This is a genomic window from Akkermansiaceae bacterium (assembly GCA_024233115.1).
In the GTDB taxonomy this organism is placed as follows: Bacteria; Verrucomicrobiota; Verrucomicrobiia; order Verrucomicrobiales; family Akkermansiaceae; genus Oceaniferula.
Genome location: JACKQB010000002.1, coordinates 308,839 through 331,373 on the forward strand (window position 1 = coordinate 308,839; position 22,535 = coordinate 331,373).

Consider the following 22,535-nt stretch of genomic DNA (forward strand, 5'->3'; position numbering starts at 1 on the left):
CTGCCCCGACTGCTGACGCATCGCTTATCATGAGTCATCCCCTCTCCATCGAACACGACCTACACTCCGCTATGGCAGGTGGAGGACTCGGCGATGGCGCGTTCAACGCACTTGCCCTCAGGGTGTTCAAGCATCAGTTCGACAACAACACTGCCTACCAAAACCACTGCAAGGCTCTGGGGGTGGCCCCGGAAAACCTGACGCACTGGCACGAAATCCCTGCGGTCACCACCGATGCTTTTAAATTTGTGGAATGCCCGCTGGTCACTTTTCCCATCGGACAGACACAAAAAACCTTCCTCACGTCCGGCACCACGTCCGAACTCAAGGGCTGTCATCATTTTCCATCACTCGACCTGTATGATCGCTCCATCACCGCTTCCTGGCAGGAACTGGCGCTCCCCCGTCCTGAAAATTCCATCTTTCTTACTCCCGAACCCGGACATGCACCGCACTCGTCGCTTTCCCACATGATGGGTGTGTTATCCGATACCCATTCCAGGAAATCCATCTGGGCGGTCGATGCATCAGGGCGGCTGGATATGGAATCCATCACTGCCGCAGTGACTGGAAACCGGCCGGTTGCCCTGCTGGGGACAGCTCTCGCTTATCTGCATCTCTTCGAACAACTCACTCACCCCCTCACCTTGCCGCCGGGAAGCTGGGCGATGGAAACCGGTGGCTACAAGGGCACAATGCGCCAACTGGAAAAGGGGGACCTTTACCGGATGTTTACTAACAAGCTCGGCCTCGCTCCCGACTCGATCATCAACGAGTACTCGATGACCGAGCTGAGCAGTCAGTTCTATACACGCGGTCTTGCCCACCCACACACCGGCCCAAGCTGGACTCGTGTCAGGGTGATCAATCCATTCACCGAAACCGACGCCTTGGCAGGAGAACCCGGGCACCTGGTCATTTACGACCTTGCCAATCTTCATTCCGTGATGGCGATCCGCACCCAGGACCTGGCCAGTCGCTCCGGTGCTGACCTTGCCGACGGCAGGAATGCGTTTACTCTTCTCGGGCGCGACCCCTCTGCCCTCCCGAGAGGCTGCTCAAGGGCTGCCGACCACCAACTCAGACCATCATGACCACGGACGATAGAATCCAGCTTCTAGCAGACGCGTGCGCCCTACCCTGTGTGGAAAACCTGTTGGGTAAAGTGACCGCCTGTGATTTGTCAGCCTGGATTGCAGCCGAATTGGGAAAGGTATCGGCCCTTGATGCATTCCGCCCCCATGGGCCGTTGCACAGCAAAGCCATAGCTCCGGGAAACATCCTCCACATCGTCAGTGGCAACACCCCCCATGCTGCCATCCAAAGCATCATCCGCGGCTTGTTGTTAGGCTCACACAATATCATCAAGCTGCCATCCACCGGATTATCCGGGCTGACCGGTTGTATCGACCGGTTTCCTGTCGATCTCCAAACCCTGATCGAAACCCACGACTCACTAACAGACGAACTACTGGCAAAGTCAGACGCCATCATAGCAATCGGCTCGGATGCCAGCATCGAAGCGATCCATCAACGAACCCTGCCTCATCAGATCTTTATCCCCCATGGGCATAAAGTTTCCATGGGCATTGTTTACGGCGATTTCGAAAACGCAGCCCGGCTCGCAGCACGTGACGTCTCTCTCTACAACCAACAAGGCTGCCTCTCACTCCATGCTGTTTACGTCCATGGCGACAGCCTGGCATTCTCCGGCTTGCTCGCCGGGGAAATGGAAAAGTTCACCGTCGAAAACCCTCAGCATGGATTAAGCTTGTCAGAGGCTGGTGCGATTCGCAACCTCCGGGAAACCACGCGCTTCCGCGCCGCAAACGATCCGACAACCGGTCTCTACGAAAGTCAGCAAAGCCTCGACTGGACCGTCATCCACGAGCCATCGCCCGCCCTCACGCTCTCCTGTCTCAACCGCTGCGTCTACGTCAAACCACTACCGGAAAAAATCAACCCTGACACGCTGGGACCTGAGTCACGGCACCTCTCGACCATCGCCATCCATCCCTTCGGCCAGGACAGAGCCGCATCACTCACCCACCTCCCAGCCCATCGCATCTGCCCACTCGGCCAAAGCCAGCAACCCAGCCTCTTTTGGCACCACGACGGCTTCGCCCCCCTCGCCTCACTGGTCAAGTGGAAGGATCTCGGCTGACTTCGGATCATTCACTCTTCAAAATTCACTCTTCAAATTTCCAATGTTCGATCCTCCCATCACTACCACCGGCACGATCATCGATTCACCAAAGCCGAAAATCTACCACGTTTCCCTGCCTAACGGAAAAGTCGTCATCGGCCACATTCCCAAGGCCCTGGTCCACCTTCACGACCAATTGAAACCCGGCGACCATGTCCGCCTTGAACTGACTCCCTACGATTTCAGCAAGGGACGCATTGTGCTGGTCCTGCCGGAGTGATCGGGCCTCCTTGACTGCCTCCTTGACAATCTGTTAGTCCTTATCCCCTTTGCAAAGTCTCTGGTTCATGTCGAGGGCCGGATTTTCCTCGCTGCTTTCTCCCATGACCACCGCGGGAACCCCGGCCACGGTTTTGTGGGCCGGCACATCGTCCAACACCACACTGCCGGCTCCAATCTTGGCACACTCGCCGATCACTACCCGACCAAGGATCTTCGAGCCCGCGCCAATCAACACTCCGGATCGCACAATCGGGTGCCGGTCACCCGTAACCTTGCCGGTTCCCCCAAGGGTCACTTCGTGCAAAATGGAGACATTGTCCTCCACGATGGAAGTCTCACCGATCACCACACTGGTGGCATGGTCGAGCAGGATACCACACCCGATCCGGGCAGCAGGGTGGATATCCACGCCGAAAATCTCACTGACAATACTCTGGAAATAAAGCGCCAGCGGTTTGCGGTCGGCTCTCCACAGGCAGTGCGCTACCCGGTAGGCGGATATGGCGAGGAAGCCTTTGTAAAAGAGCAGAGGTTCGAGGGCCGACTGGCAGGCAGGGTCACGGTCGACGATCGCCGCCATATCCCGCGCCACACTGAGCATGACTTTTTCGTTTTCCGTCAGGATGCCACACATCAGCGGCTCCAGCTCGGAACGTTGCATATCCTCACGGGAGAGCCGCCGGGCCAAACGCGCGGCAAGACTAGCGGCAAGGCTTTCCCGGCTGATGACCACATCCTCCAGCATGCGCCGCAGATGGGATTCCTGGTCCGCCATTTCGATGGCGGCCGACCGGAGATTCGCCCAGATGTTATCGACATCCACACGCTCCAGCATATCACCATGACAGAGGTTGTTTTTGTTGGAGCTAGCGTTTGTTTGTTTTTTATGTTCCATTTTTCTTTGTGAGGATTTCCCAGAAACTTGAATACGCATGCCGGGCGATGGTTCAGCTCGCCCGGCACCATGATGGACAGACTCTTACACGACTTGACGACTTAGCGCAACGGGAAGCCGTGTCTGCAAATTTTTTAGTGCAAATCCTCAATGACCTTAAACGCGGGGACCTGATCATCAGCAAACGCGGCAAAACCGGCGGTTACCTCCTCGCCCGCGCCCCCGGCGAGATCAGCCTGCTCCAAGTCACTCAAGCTGTAGAGCCAGGAATCCTTATTCCCAACGTCTCCAACGATGGCGAGTCCGGTCGGTCCATCGGCCAGGCATGGGAACAAGTCCACCAGTCACTGGTCAAAGAGCTCGACTCCATCACCATGGATAATCTCTGCACCCAGTCGCCGATGTTTTACATATAAGTTTGCTAGTTTTCCGTATTCAGTATTCAGTTTTTGCATGCGGATTCTGCTGGCATTCATCATCCTGACCCCGTGGCAACTTGTTGCCCAGGAGCTGCTCAAGGCACCCAATGAAAAGGCCACCCCGGTCAACCAGCGGCGCGCCTACGGCAATGCCTGCGGCCCCGCGTCTCTGCTCAACGCTTTTCAATACGGGGACGAAAAATGGCAAAAGGCATTCCACGCCGTGCCGGGAAAAGACAGCCGGACCCGGCTCCGCTTTGTGGTAGGCACCTGGGGCAATAAGCCGTCCCTGCATGTCAAGAGCGTCAACCGCTGGAATCCCAAACAGGGCGTCAACTTGCTCGACCTCACCGACATGGCCAATGAGATGCGCGCGCCCTATTTCCTGCCGAAAATCAAACAGGAGGTGATCAGCCGGGGCTCGCGCGATGACCTCGGCAAGCTCCTCAAGCGAAGCCACGCGCGCCTCGCCGACTCCCTCAAAAAAGGCCTGCCCCCCATCATCAGCATCCGCCGTTATGCCTACCGATACAGCAAGGAAGTCGGGCAAAAATCCTGGTGGCCGATCCGCGCCCACTTCGTGGTCGTCACCGAGATCCCCAGAAAACTCCCACGCGGTGCCACTTCGTTTAAAATCAAATACATCGACCCCTACGGTGGCTTCACCCGCGAAGGCACCATCCACACCGACACCGGGAGTTTCAAACACAGCCCCTTCCTCGCCACCACCATGCCCAATACCCTGGTCGGAAAATCCTTGCTCAAACCCGGGGAGGAAACCATCCTCACCTTCTCGGCCATTATCGGTGTTTGGTAAGCACCACATCCATTGCCGTTATGAGCCAGCCGTCACCAGCCGAACAATTCATAGCGTCGACCCAGATCTATATCGCACACCCCAAAGACCCTTCCGACTATTTCTCCAAACTGAACGCCTTGCAGGACGAGCTGCAAACGATGTTCAAAAACCTGCTCAAACTCGCCAAACAAGGAGATCCCGAGACATGGTTCGCGATCGGGCACGGATACAGTGACGGCTGGGGAACGGAACGTGACCTCACCAAAGCAAGAATCTGGTTCCAACGCGCCGCCGATGCAGGCCACTCTGAAGCGATGTGCCGCCTGGCCTCAAAGCTCCGCTTCAACACCAATGAGGAAGATTCGTTAGATCTCTATCTCAAAGCCGCGGCTCTCGGCAATCCAAGTGCGATGTGTTTTCTAGGCTACCACTACAGAACCCATGCCCATGGAAAAAACGCCTCTCGCAATAACGCCCAAGCCATCGAGTGGTTCAAACAAGCCATCGATGCAGGATACCGGCAGGCCATGATCCATATCGCCAAGGTCTATATCGAATATGCGGAAACCCCGGAAAAAGCCATCCCCTGGCTCCTGAAGGCACACGACGAAGGTTACGACGCCAGTCACATTCTGTTAGCCGATTTATACAACAGCCCGGACGCTCCCTATTACAATCCCACCGAAGCCCTCAAATGGTATCAACGCGTCGCCAAGGAAGCCTGGGTCAGCACACCGCGCGCGATGCTTGAACTGGCGAAACTTTACCGCGCCGGATACGGACACGCGTCGGGAAACCATGACGCCAAACTCTGGATCCACCGCTTATGCACCACCGTCCCGGAAAAACACCACCTCCACAAACAAGCCACCAAGCTGCTGGACAAAATGAATGGTGAGGTTATTTAATCCCGCCCTACTTTGATGAAGCCGCAAAATCAACGGCCAGCCCACTGATCTTCAATGGTGCGCGCGAGAGGAATCGAACCTCCACGTCCTTGCGGACACATGAACCTGAATCATGCGCGTCTACCAATTCCGCCACGCGCGCACTGAAGACGGGCGGAATGAAGCAGCTTGTCCGGATAATTGCAACCACGTTTTTTCAAGTTTTTTCTAGAACACTCCCAGCTTGGACCCATCCGCGTCATGACGGCATCTTGTGCGTTTTTTCCTTTCCACGTCGGAAGATTCCTTTAGAAATTGCTCCAACCAGAAATGCCAACATCATTTTCCGACATTCATGGTGAACTCAACGGGCAAGCCGCCCGCATCTTCACACTCAGGAGCGCAAGCGGTTTGCAGGCGAAGATCAGTGAATTAGGGGCGCATCTCACAAGCGTCATCTGGACCAACGGGGACGGCTCTCAACAGGAACTGACCATCGGCCACGATTCCTTTGAGGGATGGGCAAACAACTCCGCGGCCTACCTGGGTGCTTCCGTGGGTCGCTTTGGCAACCGGATTGCGCATGGCGCATTCAGCATCGGCCATACCCGCTACCCCCTCGCCACCAACAACGACCCCGCCGGTATCCCCTGCCACCTCCACGGTGGCCCCGAAGGATTTCATACCAAAATCTGGCAAGGTGAACTGCTGACGGAGGAAAACCGGCACGGTGTCCGGCTCAAACTCACCTCCCCAGACGGCGAGGAGGGTTACCCCGGCAATCTCGATGTCACCGTCACCTACTGGCTCAGCGATGATAACGAGCTCGGCTGGCACGCCGAGGCCACCACGGACAAACCCACCCCGGTCAACCTCGTCAACCACACCTACTGGAACCTCAGCGGCCATCTTGACTCTCCCGTCACCGATCACCAGATCCAGATCCATGCCGACTATTTCCTGCCCACCAATGCGGGCATGATCCCGACCGGGGAAATCCGTTCCGTCACCGACACGCCCATGGACTTCACCCGTCCGCAGTTGATCGGAAAAGGAATCGACGCCGATTACGAGCCCATCAGACTCGCCGGAGGCTACGACCACTGCTGGGTGCTGCGCAGCTACCATGACGACAACAGCGAGTCCCACCCAGCAGCCGTCGTCCACCACCCGGGGTCGGGTCGGACACTGGAAGTCCTCACCAACCAGCCGGGCGTGCAGTTTTACACGGGCAACTTTCTCTCGGCTCCGTTCCATCACCGCTCCGGACTCTGTTTGGAAACCGAGGGCTTCCCCGACGCGCCAAACCATCCCCAATTCCCATCGGCCATTCTTCACCCCGGTGAAACCTACAAACACGACCTCATCTGGCGGTTTGCCTAGGTGGAATTTGACCTTCCCTACCCCCTCCTCCACACTCTAGTATCCAGTCGTCTGACACACTCTCGTTATCGCAGATATCAACAACCACACACACCATTATGAACACCGCATTGGAAGTCACCCTGTTTATTATCGCCGTCATCGGAGTCATCGGACTCGGGATCTGGAAATCCAAGGATGGAGAGGCCGATGGCAGCGAAAAAGGTGCCGCCAACTACTTTCTCGCCGGTCGCGGCCTGACCTGGTGGCTGGTCGGCTTCTCACTGATCGCGGCTAACATCTCCACTGAACAATTCGTCGGCATGTCCGGCTCCGCAGCGAACTGGCTCGGAATGTCGATCGCATCCTACGAGTGGATGGCCGCCGTCACGCTTGTATTCGTGGCATTCTGGTTCTTGCCGAAATTCCTCAAGGCCGGTCTCTACACCATCCCTGAATTCCTCCAATACCGCTTCGACGGTGTCGCCCGTCTTGCCATGGCCATCCCGGCCATTGTCACCCTGGTCTTTGTCACCACATCATCCGTGATATTTTCCGGAGCCAAGTTCGTTTCCGAATATTACAATGATGTTCCGGTCATCAACAACCTGACCGCCATGTGCTGGCTGATCGCCGCCTTTGCTGCCGTCTATGTCTTTGTTGGAGGTCTTAAGGCATGCGCCTGGACCGACCTCATCTGGGGCGCCGCCCTCATCCTTGGTGGTGCTCTCGTCATGTGGTTCGCCTTCCAAACGATCGCCGACAAACCGGCGGACGAACTCATCCTCACCAAGGTTGAAAACTCGGAAGCAACCGTGGCCGACCTCGAAGGTGCCTCGGCCTGGGAACGTATCAAGCTTCTCAACGACGGTGTCCGCGGCGAAGCCGAAGCCGTCAACGGCCCCAATGGCTCAGGTGGTAAGATGCACATGGTCCGCCCCAAGGAGGATACCGACATTCCATGGACGGCATTGCTCATCGGTCTTTGGATTCCCAACTTTTTCTACTGGGGTCTGAACCAGTATATCGTGCAGCGAACGCTCGGTTCAAAATCACTCGCAGAAGGCCAAAAGGGAATCGTTTTTGCAGCCATGCTGAAACTGATCATCCCCTTCATCGTCGTTATTCCAGGTATCCTCGCATTCAACCTGTTCTCGGGTGATCTCCATGAATCCGCCGCTGAGAAAAACATCAAGGCGCTGGAAGGAATCAAGGACAACCAAACCATCACGGTCGATCAGGCCTTCACCGACCGACAATCCGATCTGGTCGCTGGTATCATTGCCACCAACAGCAAGCTCGCGGGCATTTCTGCTGCGGAGGCAACGACCTTCATCGAAAACGAGCGTAAGGAAAAAGGCGTCACGGATGCTCCCGCTGTTACTGATGCCGACAGAATCAACTTCCTTTCCAACAAAGCCATTGAGAAAAATGCTGAACTCAGTGTGGGGGCCAATCTTGTGGGCTACGACTACGATGCGGCATTCCCCGTCCTGGTTAGAAACCTGATCAAACCCCACCCTCTCATTTCCTGGTTTGTTCTAGCCGCCCTCTGCGGCGCGGTGATCAGTTCACTGGCATCGATGTTGAACTCTGCATCCACTATTGCGACCATGGACTTATACGCCAAGTTTTCTGGTGAAACCGAATCCCACAAACTGGTCAAGGTGGGCCGGATTTTCGTGGTTATCTTTGTGCTGCTTGCAGCTCTCGTGGCGCCATCCCTCGATAACTTCGAAAGCATCTTCAAATACATCCAGGAGTTCCAAGGCTTCATCTCGCCGGGTCTGCTCGCTGTCTTTATCTTTGGTTTCTTCTCCCCACGCACCCCACGCTGGTTTGGTGTGGTCGGAATCGTAACCAACATCGTAGCCTACGGCGCATTCAAGCTGTTCCTTGGTGCCTGGATCGCCGGCAACGGTTGGTGGTATTCCAATGAGATTGCCTTCCTCGACCGGATGGCCATCTGCTTCTTCATCGTGCTTGTCATCGGTGTCATCATCACGATTGTGAAGCCAATGCCTACGCCTGTGGTTCTACCCGAGAACAAGGAAATCTGTCTCGAAGGTTCCAAAGGTGCCAAAATGGTCGGTATTGCCGTGTGTGTATTGACCATCGCCCTTTACTACGTCTTCTGGTAATCCCGGAAACCAGGGCCTCTGCTTCCATTCATGGCCCCAACGTTGCCGCGTTGGGGCCATTTTTCTACGCTTTACAGGAATCCTTTATCCCTCGCTTCACCTTCATCCCTACTGACCTATTTAAAACCCGATCCTATGAAACATCCTCATTTATTGATCCCTTTGATGCTGGTAACCACCTCGGCTATTTCTCCGGCAGCCCACGACTGGGAAAATCAGAATATCTTCCGCATTAACAAGGAAGCCCCCCACTGCGTCAAGATGCCCTTCCCCACCAAAGAAGGGGCCGTCTCCAAACTCCGCATGGAGTCCCCCTACTGCATGCTCCTCAATGGCGATTGGAAATTCCATTGGGTCAACCACCCCGACAAACGCGCTGTCGGTTTCTACAAACCCGGTTTTGATTCTTCTTCGTGGAAAACGATCCCAGTCCCATCAAACGTCGAACTCCAAGGATACGGCACCCCCATTTACGTCAACACCCGCTACCCGTTCCAAAAAAATCCACCCTTTGTCATGGGTGAGCCTCCCAAGCACTACACGAGCTACACTGAACGCAATCCGGTTTCATCATATCTGAAAACATTCACACTGCCTGCCGACTGGAAACAGCGTCAGACGAGCATCACCTTCAACGGTGTCGAATCCGCCTTCTACCTCTGGTGCAACGGCAAAAAAGTCGGCTACTCCCAGGACTCACGCACCCCTGCCGAGTTCAACCTGACCCCCTACCTGCAAGATGGTGCAAACACGATCGCCGTGGAAGTTTACCGCTATTCGGACGGCTCCTACCTCGAGTGCCAGGACTTCTGGCGGCTCTCGGGGATCTTCCGCGATGTCTATCTAACATCATCGCCGCAGACAGACTTGAAAGACTTCACCGTTGAAGCGACTCTCGACAAAAACGGCAAAGGTCATTTCAAGTTTTCCGTGCTGCCCGTTAGCCACGGAAACAAGGGGCACGTCAAAGTGACCTCCCAAATCATCTCAGCCGACGGCTTCGCCTTCACGGTTCCTGCCATTCTCAGCAAGCCCGGGGAAACGGCCACCATCGAAACCGGTGGACTGGATATCAAACCTTGGTCGGCCGAAGCCCCCAATCTATATTCGCTCATCATCGGTGTAGGTCCTGAAAAAGGAAAACCCACCCACTACTACCATCAGAAGATCGGGTTCAAAACATCCGAAGTCAAAAACGGCCAACTGCTGATCAACGGCAAAGCCATTCTCGTCAAGGGAGTCAACCGTCACGACCACGACACCGACACCGGCCACTACGTCTCCGAGGCATCCATGCGTAAAGACCTGGAGTTGATGAAACAACTCAACGTCAACACCGTTAGAACCTCCCACTACCCGAACGATCCCCGTTTCTACGAACTCTGTGATGAATACGGCATTTACGTCATCAGTGAAGCCAACATCGAGTCCCACGGCATGGGCTACGGCAAGGAGTCCCTCGCCAAAGACCCAAGCTGGGAAAAGGCACACCTCGACCGTATCATCAACATGGCCGAGTCGCTCAAGAACCACGCATCCATCATCATGTGGTCCATGGGTAACGAAGCCGGAGACGGGGTGAACTTTGTTACCTGCTCCAAATGGCTGCGCGAAAATGCCTCCGTCAAATACCCCGTGCACTACGAGCGTGCCGGACATGCCGCCCACGTCGATCTGTTCACTCCGATGTACGCCAATCATCAGGGGTGTATCAACTACGCCCGTAACGAAGAGAAAAAACCCCTCGCCCAACAGCGCCCGCTCATCCAGTGCGAGTATTCACACGCCATGGGGAACTCGTCCGGCGGACTCTGGGACTACTGGATGATTTTTGAAAAAGAACGCCTGCTCCAAGGCGGCTGCATCTGGGACTGGGTCGACCAGGGGCTGCGTAAAACCAAACCTGCCCCAGCCACACTCCATGATCTCTCGGCCAACAAGAACAGCATCCGCGTCAATGGCTCGTTAGATAAAACCAACGGCCTCACCTCTGGCTATGTGCTTGCCACGGGTGATGTCCTCAACAGCAAGGATACAATCACCATCGAGGCGGTCGTCAAACCCGCAGCTGGTAACAAGGGGAATAATCCGATCGTGACCAAAGGGGACCAGAGTTACGCCCTCAAAATCAACAACAAAGGCCAGTTGGAGTTTTTCATCTACCAACAAACATGGCAAAGCATCACCGCCGACCTACCATCCGACTGGGTTGGAAACTGGCACACCATCACAGCCCATTACGACTCGCATGAAATGCGCCTCTCTGTCGATAATGGAGCTATTGATGTCACCCGAAAACTAACAGGCAACATTGCCGCCAGCGACTACCCCGTCGGCATTGGTTACAATGCACAAGTCAGCAAGCGGTCATTCCACGGTGAAATCAAGTCGGTAAAAATCTCCGCAACGGAGTTTACCAAACCAGGCAGTGTGCAAACGCTCCTCCACCTCGACTTCACCCAATTTGAGCAATCCGGAAAACCTCTCGAGTTCTTCGCTTACGGCGGCGACTACGGAGACCAACCCAACGATGGCAACTTCTGCTGCAACGGCGTGATCGCCTCTGATCGTAAGCCCACTCCCCAGGCACCCGAGGTGTTCACCAGCTATCAGAATGTTAGACTGCTTAACTCCGAAGCCGAAAATGGCAAACTTACACTCACGCTCTGGAATACATCCACCTTTACCAACCTGGATGCCTACGATCTCTTCGCCATCACGCTTGTCGATGGCAAGGCGGATGCCGAGGTGCCGCTTGCCGCCGCCGATATCAAGCCGGGCCAAAAAGGAACCATTACTTTCCCGGTCAAAATACCAGTCGGCAAGGAGGTCCACGTCCGACTCGAATTCCGCCTTCGCGCGGACACCATCTGGGCAAAAAAAGGGCACCTTGTCGCCGATCTCGAAACCGCTCTCAGCAACCGCCCTGCCCCCGTTGTCTCATTCGGTGGTCCAGCGGTCCAGGCCGAAACCAGCCAGGGAATCACCACCCTCACCCAAGGTGATTTCAGCGTCAGCATCAATGACAGCAACGCCCAGGTCACCTCGATCAAAAAAGCAGGGCGCGAACTGCTTGCCGGCCCACTGCACCTCAATTTCTGGCGTCCTCCCGTCGATAACGACCGGGCTAACAACTACATTCAACGCTGCGGCATGTGGCGCAATGCGGGACAGAATGCCAAGGTCACAGCCAAGGGCAACATCAAGCAAAACAAGGCCCATTTGTTTTACGAACTCAGTATCCCCGCAGGAAAAACGGTTGGACAGATCAATTACCTCGTTTCCAACGGAGCGCTTCACGTCACGCTTGAGATCGATCCCAAAGGCAAACTGGGCAACATCCCGCGCATCGGCATGCAATGTCTGCTGCCAGCCGGCTATGAACATTTCACATGGCACGGCATGGGACCCCACGAGTGTTACATCGACCGCCAGGCCAGTGGTCGTGTTGGCATCTACGAGAAAAAGGTTGCCGATCTCGCCTTCCCCCACGTCGAGCCCCAGGAAACAGGCAACCGTATGGGTATCCGTCACATGAGCCTCCTCAACACCGACCATCAGGGGCTTGTGGTTACCGCACTCGGAAAATCACTCCTTCAAGGCGGTGCCTACCCCTGCCTGATGTCGGACTTCGAGGGTGTCCTGCACCCCTGCGACATCCCCAAACGCGATGTCATTACGGTCAATATCGACCATGTGCAAACAGGTCTCGGCGGTATTAACTCATGGGGCCAACAAGCCCTCCCCAAACACCAGTATAAAGCCACAGGCTCCTACAGCTACTCCTTCAAAATCGAAGCCAGGTAAATCAAAGTCCGGCAACCCACGATCAACAATGAAAACCCAATGCTCTCTTCTCGGAACCTTGATCACCAGTATGGTCATGACCACCCACGCAGCACCCGACTGGGAGAACGAGGCTGTTTTCCGTATCAACAAGGAAGCCCCCCACGCGGTAAAAATGCCCTTCCCCACGCAGGAAGGCGCCCTTTCCAAACTCCGGCTCGAGTCCCCCTTCTGCCAACTGCTCAACGGCACCTGGAAGTTTAATCTGGTCGGCCACCCTGACCAACGTCCCAAGGAGTTCTATCAACCCACCTTCGATGTCTCTGCGTGGACCGACATACCGGTGCCCTCCAACTGGCAACTCGAGGGACACGGCACTCCTGTCTACTCGAATGCTGAGTATCCGTTCAAAAAAAATCCACCCTTCGTCATGGGTGAACCAGAGGGCCACTTCCTCACTTTCCCCAAGGAAAACCGTAACCAGGTAGGCTCCTACCGCCGTGATTTCACGGTTTCTCCCGATTGGAAAGGTCGCCGCACGTTCATCGCCTTCGAAGGGGTTGAATCCGCATTCTACATCTGGGTCAACGGCCAGAAAGTCGGCTACTCCCAGGACTCGCGCACCACCGCGGAGTTCGATATCAGTCAATACCTGAAAGACGGCAGCAACACCCTCGCCGTTGAAGTCTATCAGCACAGCGATGGCTCCTATTTCGAAGACCAGGATTTCTGGCGCCTCGCCGGTATTTTCCGCGATGTCTACCTCTGGTCCGCCAACGCCACTGCCGACCTCCGCGACATAGAAATCAAAACCACCTTCGATCCTGCCACCGACAACGGGTCAATTCAACTCATCCCTACGTTTTTCGAAAACAATGGCGCAAAAACAGAGCTGACGTTGCTCGACCCTTCGGGGAAACCAATGGACATCCAAGAGGGGGACCCTTTTAAAGTCTCTCCATGGTCGGCTGAGTCCCCCACTCTCTATACCGCACTCATCACGGTCAAAGACGCCAAGGGCGCAGCTACTTCTTACTACGCTCACAAAGTTGGTTTTAAAAATTCCGTCATCAAAGACGGCCAGTTGCTCATCAACGGCAAGGCGGTGCTGATCAAGGGCGTCAACCGTCACGACCACCACCCGGTCACAGGCCACTACATCAAGGAGGACAGCATGCGCGAGGATATCATCCTGATGAAACGCCTGAACATGAACACCGTGCGCGCATCTCACTACCCGAACGATCCCCGCTTCCTGGAGCTTTGTGATGAGCTTGGTCTCTACGTCATCGATGAAGCCAACCTCGAAGCCCACGGTATGGGATGGGGTGCCCACGCCAAGGGTTCTCTCGCCCGCGTCCCGTCCTGGGAACCGGCACACCTCGACCGGATGAAAAACTTCGTCGAGCGCGACAAGAATTTTCCGTCGATCATTGCCTGGTCAATGGGCAATGAGTCTGGTGACGGCCCGGCTTTCCAGAAGTGCTACGCCTGGATCAAGCAGCGCGATCCGTCACGGCCCGTCGTCTACGAACAGCTCGGCCAACGCGCCCACACGGACATCTTTGTGCCCATGTATTCCACCGTGGAAAACTCCATCAAATACTGCCGCAAGGAGTCACAAAAACCGCTGAACCAACAACGCCCGCTTATCCAGTGTGAATACTCCCACGCCATGGGGAACTCCTCGGGAAACCTCACCGACTACTGGGACGACATCCGCAAGGAAAGACTTCTGCAAGGTGGCTGTATCTGGGACTGGGTGGACCAGGGCCTGCTCACCAAGAAACACAAAAGGGACATCTGTGGCCCCGGCACCCAGCTCATGGGTGTCCTTCACGCAATACAAGGCCTGCCCGCTGGAGGGGTCATTATCACTGACCGACCTGATCTCAGTCCGTCAGACAGCTTGACTCTTGAAGCCTACGTCCGTGGCAACAAAGCCGCACCCACCGGTTCTGAAAACAACAACCGCAACGAGTCCGACGGCTACCCGATCCTGACCAAGGGAGATACCTGCTACTCACTCAAGGTTGATAACAGCGGGCGGAATATCGAGTTTTTTGTCTACACCACCACTTGGAAAAGCATCAAAGCACCACTACCTAACAACTGGCAGTCCAGGTTCCAGCACATCGTTGGCAGCTACGATGGCAAGCAACTCAAACTCTACATCAATGGCAAACTCGCCAAAGCGAAACCAGCCACCGGCAAGGTCAGTGGCAATAACTTCGATCTCGGCATCGGCCTCAATGCCGAAAAACTTTCACGCCGATTCGACGGCTCGATCGCGGCTGTCCGCCTATTCAACCGCGCCCTCAACCCGGGCCAGCTTGATCAAGCCAAGGCCGTGGTCGATCTCGACTTCCGCAAACTTGCCAGGGAACCGAAAACCGAAACCTTCTGGGCTTACGGTGGCGACTTTGGTGACCAGCCTAACCAACGTTCATTCTGCCTCAATGGCCTCGTTCGCCCCGACCGCACATTCGGCCCGCAGTGCCCGGAAGTGCATTATGTTTATCAATCCATTCATGTCAAAGCCATCGACCTCACCGGCGACGGGCTTCAGTTCAAGCTCTCTAACGAATACAACTTCATCAACCTCAGCAACGTCAATGGTGAAGTGGTCATCACCAAAGATGGAAAACAAATCAGTCAATCCGCACTTCCCATACTCAAGGTTGAGGCAGGGCAAAGTGTCGATCTGCTCCTGCCCCGCCCCAAAGGGCTTGAAGCCGGCCATGACTACCACATTACCTTCAACTTCCATCTGAAAAATGACACCCCATGGGCCGCCGCTGGCCATCGCCTCGCCACCGACCAGTTCCTCATCCCCGGCCAGACATGGGCTGTCAAGCCTGCCCCCCAGGGTAAAATCACCCTGAAGAACAATCAGGTTTCCCACGGAAAATACCATCTCACCTTCAACGGGAAAAATGGCAGCCTGAACTCGCTCATGTTCGACGGCAAAGAACAACTCAGCTCCCCGCTTGAACTCAATTTCTGGCGCGTCCCGATCAACAACGACGAAGGGGCCAAGCTCCACCGCAAGTGGTCGCCATGGCGTAACCTGGCCGATAAAGCCAGGGTGACCGCTTCTCGGACCGACGGGAACAAGGTCATCTTCGAACTGTCTCTACCCGGTAACAGCAAGGCCACTCTAACATACACCATCCATGACAGCATCGACATCGACCTCCAGCTCAGTTTGAAAAAGGCGGAGTCCGCCGAGTTCCTGCCGCGTATCGGTATGAGCACCAGCATCCCTGCCACCCAGGACAGATGGACATGGTTCGGCCGGGGACCACATGAAAACTATATCGACCGCCAACGCTCCGCACACGTCGGCCTCTATTCGGGCAAAGTGAAAGACCTCTTCAACCTCTACCTCGATCCACAGGACGCCTCGAACCGCTGTGACATCCGCTGGTCGTCCTTTGTCGCAGAGAATGGCAACGGCCTCAAGATCGAAACACTCGGCAATCACCAGCTCGAGGTTTCGGCCTACCCATACTCGGAAAAAGACCTCGAGCTCGCACGCCATCCCATCGACCTGAGCCCGCAAAAAAATATCGCCATTCACATCGATTACGGCCAGACTGGCGTCGGTGGAACAACGTCGTGGGGGCAACTTCCCCTGGCCAAATACCGTCTCTTTTCACGAGGCAATTACCACTACGCATTCCGCCTCACGCCGATCGTACACTGAGGCTTCCCTCCACATCATTTCCTCCTAATCAATACCTGCTCACTCAACCTCATACCATGGATCTGACACACCTGACAAACGAAGCTAAATCCGGTCTCAAAAATACCTTCAACCAGGACGCCACCGTCATTGCCGCCGCCCCGGGGCGCGTCAATCTCATCGGTGAACACATCGACTACTGCGATGGTTTTGTGCTCCCCTTCGCACTGGCGCAGAACATCATCATCGCGGCTGCCCCCAATGGCACCTCCAAGGCCAGGCTGGCATCGTCTTTGGGCGGCGACATCGTGGAGGTCGATGTCTCTGCTGACATCCTTGAGGCCGAACCCAAATGGGCCAACTACCCACGTGGTGTCATGCAGTATTTCCGCGAGGAAAGCGGCTGCACGCTCATTGGCTTTGACGCATTCATCACATCCAACGTGCCGTCAGGGGGCGGGCTGTCATCATCCGCTGCCTTCGAGCTGGCCACCGCCACACTGCTCGAAGGACTGACCGGCGTGACCCTCGATACCAAAGCCAAGGCCCTTCTCTGCCAGAAAGCCGAACACAACTACGCCCACTGCCCATGTGGTATCATGGACCAGTTTGCCTCGGCATTTGGCAAGGAAGACCATCTCGTCCTCATCGACTGCCAGAATGGAGAACCTCATCTCGTCCCCTTTGAAAACCCGGACCTCACCGTGATTGTTGCGAACACTTGTGTGACGCACGAGCTCTCAGACGGCGGTTACGCCTCGCGCCGGAAGAATACCGAGGACGGTCTGAAAATCACCGGCAAGCCATCCTGGCGCGATGTTGTTCTTGATGACGTCGAAGCCGCGAAGGAAAAAATGGGCGATGTCATCTACCGCCGTTCACGTCACGTGGTCGGGGAAATCCAACGGGTCAAGGATGCCGTCATGGCTCTCGAGTCCAATGCCTTTGAAGCCCTCGGGGAATACATGTATGCCTCCCACGCCTCGCTGCGGGACGATTTCGAGGTCTCCTGCGAAGAACTCGACATCATGGTCGAGATCGCGCAATCCATCGGCAAAGACGGCGGGGTGATCGGCTCCCGTATGACCGGCGGCGGCTTCGGCGGCTCCACCGTCACTCTCTGCGATTCGTCACAGGCCGACACCATCGTCGCGGCCATGAACAAGCAATACACAGAGCGCACCGGCATTAAGCCCGAGATCTTCCTATCCCGGCCAAGCCAGGGCGCAAGGCTGCTGTTAGGAGAGTAGGACAGCTTTACAAGCTGTCGACAACCCAAGCACATATCCTGCCGACAGCTTGCAAAGCTGTCCTACCTTACCCCCTCAAACACCTTGTGGGAGAAGTATCTCTCCATCCGGTCAGGAAACACGGTAATGATCGTGGCATCTTCCGGTAAATCGACAGCCGCATCCATCGCGGCCGCGAGGTTAAGCCCGGATGACGGACCAACAGGAAATCCCATTTTCCAAAGCTGGTGGGTAAGCTCCATACAACGGCAGTCATCCACCGCTATTTCAACAAGATCAACGGCATCGGGTGTCTGACGCCAATCGGAAAACAGTTTCGAGCAGCCGTCGATCACACCGGGAACATCCTTCGAGAATCGTAACGAGCAGCATTCCACGTTGGAAACCATCGCTCCGTCAGCACACTGCGGAATCGCCGCCACGGGACGCGTCACACAGCCTGCGCTGGTAAAGCCCTGGTGCATACCCACCAGGGTCCCCCCCGTGCCAATACCCGAAACCACGGCATCGATATTCACATCGGGGAGCTGTGCCATGATTTCACGTGCAGTAAATAGCTGGTGGGCCTCGGCATTATCCTCGTTTTCAAACTGCCTGGCAGCAAACGCCCCCTCTGCCTCACAATAATCGGCCGCCGCCCTGATCACCTCGGGCATACCACCGCCCACCTTTCTCACTTCGGCACCATAGGCCTGGATCATCAGTGAGCGCTCATTGGTGGCGGTATCCGGGATGAATGCCAGAAACCTGAGCCCCATCTGCGCACAGGTCAACGCAAGGGCAATCGAGGTCGACCCCGACGAGGCCTCCACCACCAGGTCTCCCGGCCCCACTTTGCCTTGCCTCCAGGCCTTTTCCAAAATGTGGCGGGCAATACGGTCCTTGGTCGACCCCGATGGGTTCAAGTACTCCAGTTTACACCAGATTTCAGGTGCCCCTCCCATGAGGCAAACAGGGACAAGTGGTGTCGGTGGGATGCGGTGAAGGTAACGATGACGAGGCAGCTTTTTCATGGAGCCAAAATGGAGCAAGCAGTATGATTGAAAAGCTCAAAACACCCCCTTTGTGAAATTTGATATTTGGAGTTTGGTATTTGGAGATTGGAGTTTAAAAAAGGCCCATGCCCGCCGACTACCATACACACACCCCGCTCTGCCGACACGCGACAGGTGAACCCGGTGAGTATGTCCAGGCCGCCATCACGGCAGGCTTGTCGGAATTTGGCATCTCCTGCCACGCCCCGGCCCTGCCTGAACCCTTCGACGACTGGAGAATGCTGCATGGACAACTGCCTGAGTATCTCCAGTGGATCGACCGGGCTAAATCCGAGGCCGGGGAAAATATCCCCATCCGCGCCGGGCTGGAATGCGACTGGTTACCGGGCTGCGAAGCGTGGATTGAAACGCTGAAGGGTGAATACAACTGGGATTATCTGATAGGTTCCGTCCACTACTTATCCGGCTGGGACTTTGACAACCCCGCCTGGCTTGAAAAATGGGCAAGGACCGACGTGGATGACGCCTGGGACCGATACTGGAAAACTTACGCCAACATGGCAGAGAGCGGTCTTTTTGATATCCTCGGCCACCCGGATCTCATTAAAAAATTCGGCTACAAACCCCAAGGCGACCTGAGTGGTTACTACGAACCAGCGGTCGATGCCATTGCTGCCTCAGGCTGCGCCATCGAACTCAATACCGCGGGCTGGCACAAACCCTGCGAAGAAGCCTATCCGGAAATAGGTTTTCTCGACCTCGCCTACTCCGCTGGCATTCCCCTGGTCATCTCATCGGATGCCCACCACCCCAGCGAGGTGGCCCGGGATTTCGACAAGGCGGTCACGCTTGCCCGACAGGCCGGCTACACGGAGACCTTGCTGTTCGACCAGTATCAACGCCGCTTCGAGCCGCTGTAGGGAGGGCGGACACTCCTGTCCGCTTCACCAAGGCATAAGCCGGTGGACAAGAGTGTCCACCCTCCTTATCCCTGTAGTTGAGTCACCTTCTTCCGTCGCCACAAGGCAAAGCCAATGAATGCGAGGCCGGCCACAATCATAAAGGTCGAGTAGAACTGTCCCTTGGTCAGAGCGCCGATCATCGCCGAGTCCGGTTCACGATACCCTTCGACAATGATTCGGAAAATGGCATAGAGCAGGAAAAACACACCCGTCAAAACCCCGTGGGCCATTTTCGGAAAACGGACACGCAGTAAAAACAACACCGCAAAGAGAACCAGCCCCTCTAACAATGCCTCGTATAACTGCGATGGATGTCTCGCCTTGAGATGAGTCCCCAGCGTTTCAAGCAATTGAGGATTCTCACGTGCCTGCGCCACCAGGTAATCATAGCTTTGACCGGAAATCGATGGATCGACCACCTCACAATCAATAAACGCCTGGTTCAATCGGGCCGGGTCGTCTTTCCAATCCTCGTGCAGTGACGCCGGGAATTTCATCGCCCAGTCAACCCCTGTCGCAACCCGGCCATACAGTTCGCCATTGATGAAGTTGGCGATCCTAACAAGCCCAAGACCAATCGGGGCGACCACACAAAGTCCATCGCCGACACCGGTCCACGAGACCTTGTGTTTCCTTGCATAAACCAGGGTGAATATCATCAAGCCAAGAATCCCGCCGTGACTGGCCATGCCACCATCCCAGACACGGAACACCATCAAAGGATCCGCTAACAGTTGATTCCAGCCGTTGAAATCATCTTTGGGGATTTGATAAAACAGAATATACCCCAGGCGCCCGCCCATAAAGACACCAAAAAACGCAGCGTAGGCAATAAAGTCGGCCACCTTGCCTTCTGGCAAAACCCAAAGCTTTCTCTTCGCCTGCCAACGTAGGAGGTAATAGCCAAACACAAAGGCCAGGAGGTAGCCCAAGCCATACCACCGCAGCTTGACCGGACCTACCAGATCAAAGATGACCGGGTCCATGTTGTGAATATATGTCGCTAACACGCCGCTAACTCACACCAATATCATCTGCGATGCAAGAGCGTAGAACAAAGAAGCCAATCATTACCCGGGATCGCTCAGTCGAGCTTCACCCAGAGAACCCCACCCGCGTAGTCGAAGTGGGCTTTTTTCGCCTTGAAAAAATCCCCTCCGATGATGCCGTCCATCTTGGAGGCATAATTCTGCGGCATGTGGTTGAGGTCCATGATGTAGAAGGTCTGCTCTCCGCCCTTGGCACCACCCATTTCAAACTCCTTGGCATTGACCTGCCCCTTGATCTGGGCACCGCCACCCACACCACCCGCTTGCACGTTGGCGGGCTTGATCTCCAAATCAAACTTGGCAGCAGATGATTCCTTCATGATGGTTGCCATCGCACCGGTATCGAGCAAGAACCGGCCTTTTTTGCCATCGATTTTCACATCGATAAACAAGTGGTTCATTTCCTCGTCAAACCCGACCTTGGTATACCCCTTCGCCTTCATCACATCCTCCAGGTCAATATCCGCCAGCTCCTTGGCACGCGCCGCGCCATCAACCCAGGCTTTGACAAACTCCTGGTCCTTTTCCGACAGCGTGGCTATCGCCACCGTGTAAACCTTCCCACCCTTGGTCGCCGGCGTCCTGAGCTTCACATGGGAATCGGTCTTGGAGACGATCTCAGCTTCCAACGGTTTACCTTCCTTGTTGGTGAATACCCGCATCTCAGCCGCACCAAAAGTAATGGCACACAGTGAGACCCATAAGATGCCCATGCTCGTTTTCATGCCCACTGAGCGATCCGTCGCCAGCGTTTTGTCTGTAAAAACACCCCCGCAGCCTCCCCGTGGCCTTATAGGTAGGTCGTCAGCGCATCCACCTCGTTCTGATCCAGTGCCTGCACCAGTGCGACCGATAAATCGACCATCGCTATGTAATCCTGCACATCAATCATCGAGTTGTGTGTGTGAATATAACGTGACGGGGTTGCCAAGACGACCGCTGGCACACCCGTTCCGGAAAGCTGGAAGGCCCGGGCATCGGTGCCGCCACTGTTACGGACGGTCAGCTGGTACGGAATATCGTTTGCCTCAGCCACTTTCACGACAAGATCCACCAAGGCCGGATTCATGATCGCGGTCGGGTCTTGAAGCCTCACCTGCACGCCATTGCCAATGGCTCCCTGGGAAGCGGACCGACTAAACCCCGGGGTATCATCAGCCGGCGCCCCCTCCAGGACGATCGCCACATCCGGCTGCGCATGAATAGCCGCCGTCATCGCCCCCCTGACCCCCACTTCCTCCTGCACGGTCCCACAGGCGATCAATGTATTCGGATGCCCGGACTCGGAAAGCAATTGCGCCGCCTGGATCGCGCAGGCCATACCGACGCGGTTGTCGAAGGCCTTGGCCATCAGCAAGCCCGGAGTCGCCATCCTGGTGAACTCGGTCACAGGGACGATAGGATCGCCAATGCGAATTCCCATGTTACCCTCCAGGTCGGAACGACTGCTCGCGCCCACATCAATAAACATCTTATCGACCGGAAGCAGTTGGGTTTTCTGTGATTCAGAAAGGAAATGGGGCGGTGTCGATGAGACGACGCCTAGGATTTTCCTCCCATCCCATGTCCTCACCGCGACTCTCTGGGCGAGCATGGTGTGTGGCCACCAGCCCCCAAGGGTTACAAACTGGATAAATCCTTCGGGGGTAATGTTTTGCACCCTGAAGGCCACTTCATCCATGTGCCCCGTCAGTAACACGCGGGGACCTTTTCCCGCCTCACAGAATACCGAACCATTGCCGTCCGTACTTAATTCACCAACACCCTCAAGTTCATCAGCAAAAATCGCTCTGATTTCATCTTCGAAACCCGGGGCACCATGGGCATTGGTCAGTTCCTGTAACAATGACATCGCTTTGTCTCTCATGCGCGCG

17 protein-coding genes and 1 tRNA gene are annotated in these 22,535 nt (G+C 55.7%); 12 read left to right on the plus strand and 6 right to left on the minus strand.

Annotation, left to right across the window (positions count from 1 at the left end):
- The first annotated feature begins 29 nt into the window (after positions 1–29).
- The 3 genes from H7A51_05545 to H7A51_05555 are packed head-to-tail and all read left to right on the plus strand — an operon-like array spanning position 30 to position 2,426.
- Entirely contained in the window at positions 30–1,094 is a 1,065-nt protein-coding gene (locus H7A51_05545) for a hypothetical protein (GenBank protein MCP5535685.1), read from the plus strand.
- Entirely contained in the window at positions 1,091–2,164 is a 1,074-nt protein-coding gene (locus H7A51_05550) for a hypothetical protein (protein ID MCP5535686.1), read from the plus strand. The genes H7A51_05545 and H7A51_05550 overlap by 4 nt, the downstream gene beginning before the upstream one ends.
- Before the next feature lie 43 nt (positions 2,165–2,207).
- The gene (locus tag H7A51_05555; protein MCP5535687.1) at positions 2,208–2,426 is read left to right on the plus strand and encodes a translation initiation factor IF-1; all 219 of its coding nucleotides are present in this window, start codon (positions 2,208–2,210) and stop codon (positions 2,424–2,426) included.
- 33 nt (positions 2,427–2,459) lie between these two features.
- Here H7A51_05555 and cysE read toward each other — a convergent pair whose 3' ends face one another.
- Positions 2,460–3,263 carry a serine O-acetyltransferase gene (gene cysE / locus H7A51_05560; GenBank protein ID MCP5535688.1) on the minus strand — a complete coding sequence of 268 codons (804 nt, stop codon included), beginning with the start codon at positions 3,261–3,263 and terminating at the stop codon, positions 2,460–2,462.
- Between the two features lie 68 nt (positions 3,264–3,331).
- Between cysE and H7A51_05565 the strand changes: the two genes are divergently transcribed.
- Genes H7A51_05565 through H7A51_05575 form a run of 3 tightly spaced genes read left to right on the plus strand, consistent with a single transcriptional unit; the run spans position 3,332 to position 5,449 of the window.
- Positions 3,332–3,739: an Rrf2 family transcriptional regulator gene (locus tag H7A51_05565; GenBank protein ID MCP5535689.1), complete on the plus strand. Its 408-nt coding sequence runs from the start codon at positions 3,332–3,334 to the stop codon at positions 3,737–3,739.
- 37 nt (positions 3,740–3,776) lie between these two features.
- Positions 3,777–4,559 carry a hypothetical protein gene (locus tag H7A51_05570; protein MCP5535690.1) on the plus strand — a complete coding sequence of 261 codons (783 nt, stop codon included), beginning with the start codon at positions 3,777–3,779 and terminating at the stop codon, positions 4,557–4,559.
- 20 nt (positions 4,560–4,579) lie between these two features.
- Positions 4,580–5,449 (plus strand): sel1 repeat family protein, encoded by an 870-nt coding sequence (locus H7A51_05575; protein MCP5535691.1) that lies wholly within the window; start codon positions 4,580–4,582, stop codon positions 5,447–5,449.
- 55 nt (positions 5,450–5,504) lie between these two features.
- Here H7A51_05575 and H7A51_05580 read toward each other — a convergent pair.
- A tRNA-Leu gene (locus tag H7A51_05580) sits at positions 5,505–5,591 on the minus strand.
- Positions 5,592–5,758: 167 nt separating this feature from the next.
- Between H7A51_05580 and H7A51_05585 the strand changes: the two genes are divergently transcribed.
- The 5 genes from H7A51_05585 to galK all read left to right on the plus strand — a co-directional run bounded on the left by H7A51_05585 (position 5,759) and on the right by galK (position 17,655).
- Positions 5,759–6,811, plus strand: a complete 1,053-nt coding sequence (locus tag H7A51_05585; GenBank protein ID MCP5535692.1) for a galactose mutarotase — start codon at positions 5,759–5,761, stop codon at positions 6,809–6,811.
- A gap of 1,070 nt (positions 6,812–7,881) precedes the next feature.
- Positions 7,882–8,931, plus strand: coding sequence for a hypothetical protein (locus H7A51_05590; protein ID MCP5535693.1), 1,050 nt, complete (start codon positions 7,882–7,884; stop codon positions 8,929–8,931).
- A gap of 135 nt (positions 8,932–9,066) precedes the next feature.
- The gene (locus H7A51_05595; protein MCP5535694.1) at positions 9,067–12,738 is read left to right on the plus strand and encodes a DUF4981 domain-containing protein; all 3,672 of its coding nucleotides are present in this window, start codon (positions 9,067–9,069) and stop codon (positions 12,736–12,738) included.
- Between the two features lie 28 nt (positions 12,739–12,766).
- Complete coding sequence (locus H7A51_05600; GenBank protein MCP5535695.1) at positions 12,767–16,426, plus strand: DUF4981 domain-containing protein; 3,660 nt, start codon at positions 12,767–12,769, stop codon at positions 16,424–16,426.
- A 56-nt stretch (positions 16,427–16,482) separates the two neighbouring features.
- Entirely contained in the window at positions 16,483–17,655 is a 1,173-nt protein-coding gene (galK, locus tag H7A51_05605; protein MCP5535696.1) for a galactokinase, read from the plus strand.
- Between the two features lie 62 nt (positions 17,656–17,717).
- Here the strand turns inward: galK and H7A51_05610 are convergent, their stop codons facing one another.
- Positions 17,718–18,668, minus strand: coding sequence for a cysteine synthase family protein (locus H7A51_05610; GenBank protein MCP5535697.1), 951 nt, complete (start codon positions 18,666–18,668; stop codon positions 17,718–17,720).
- A gap of 107 nt (positions 18,669–18,775) precedes the next feature.
- Here H7A51_05610 and H7A51_05615 point away from each other — a divergent pair, with 107 nt between their 5' ends.
- Entirely contained in the window at positions 18,776–19,570 is a 795-nt protein-coding gene (locus H7A51_05615; protein ID MCP5535698.1) for a histidinol-phosphatase HisJ family protein, read from the plus strand.
- Positions 19,571–19,635: 65 nt separating this feature from the next.
- On the opposite strand, the gene lgt is transcribed toward H7A51_05615, so the two are convergent.
- From lgt to H7A51_05630, 3 genes are all read right to left on the minus strand, one after another.
- Positions 19,636–20,598: a prolipoprotein diacylglyceryl transferase gene (gene lgt, locus H7A51_05620; protein MCP5535699.1), complete on the minus strand. Its 963-nt coding sequence runs from the start codon at positions 20,596–20,598 to the stop codon at positions 19,636–19,638.
- Between the two features lie 98 nt (positions 20,599–20,696).
- A complete protein-coding gene (locus tag H7A51_05625; protein MCP5535700.1) occupies positions 20,697–21,386 on the minus strand; it encodes a clan AA aspartic protease in 690 nt (229 codons plus the stop codon).
- A 65-nt stretch (positions 21,387–21,451) separates the two neighbouring features.
- Complete coding sequence (locus H7A51_05630; GenBank protein MCP5535701.1) at positions 21,452–22,528, minus strand: M42 family metallopeptidase; 1,077 nt, start codon at positions 22,526–22,528, stop codon at positions 21,452–21,454.
- Positions 22,529–22,535 lie beyond the last annotated feature (7 nt).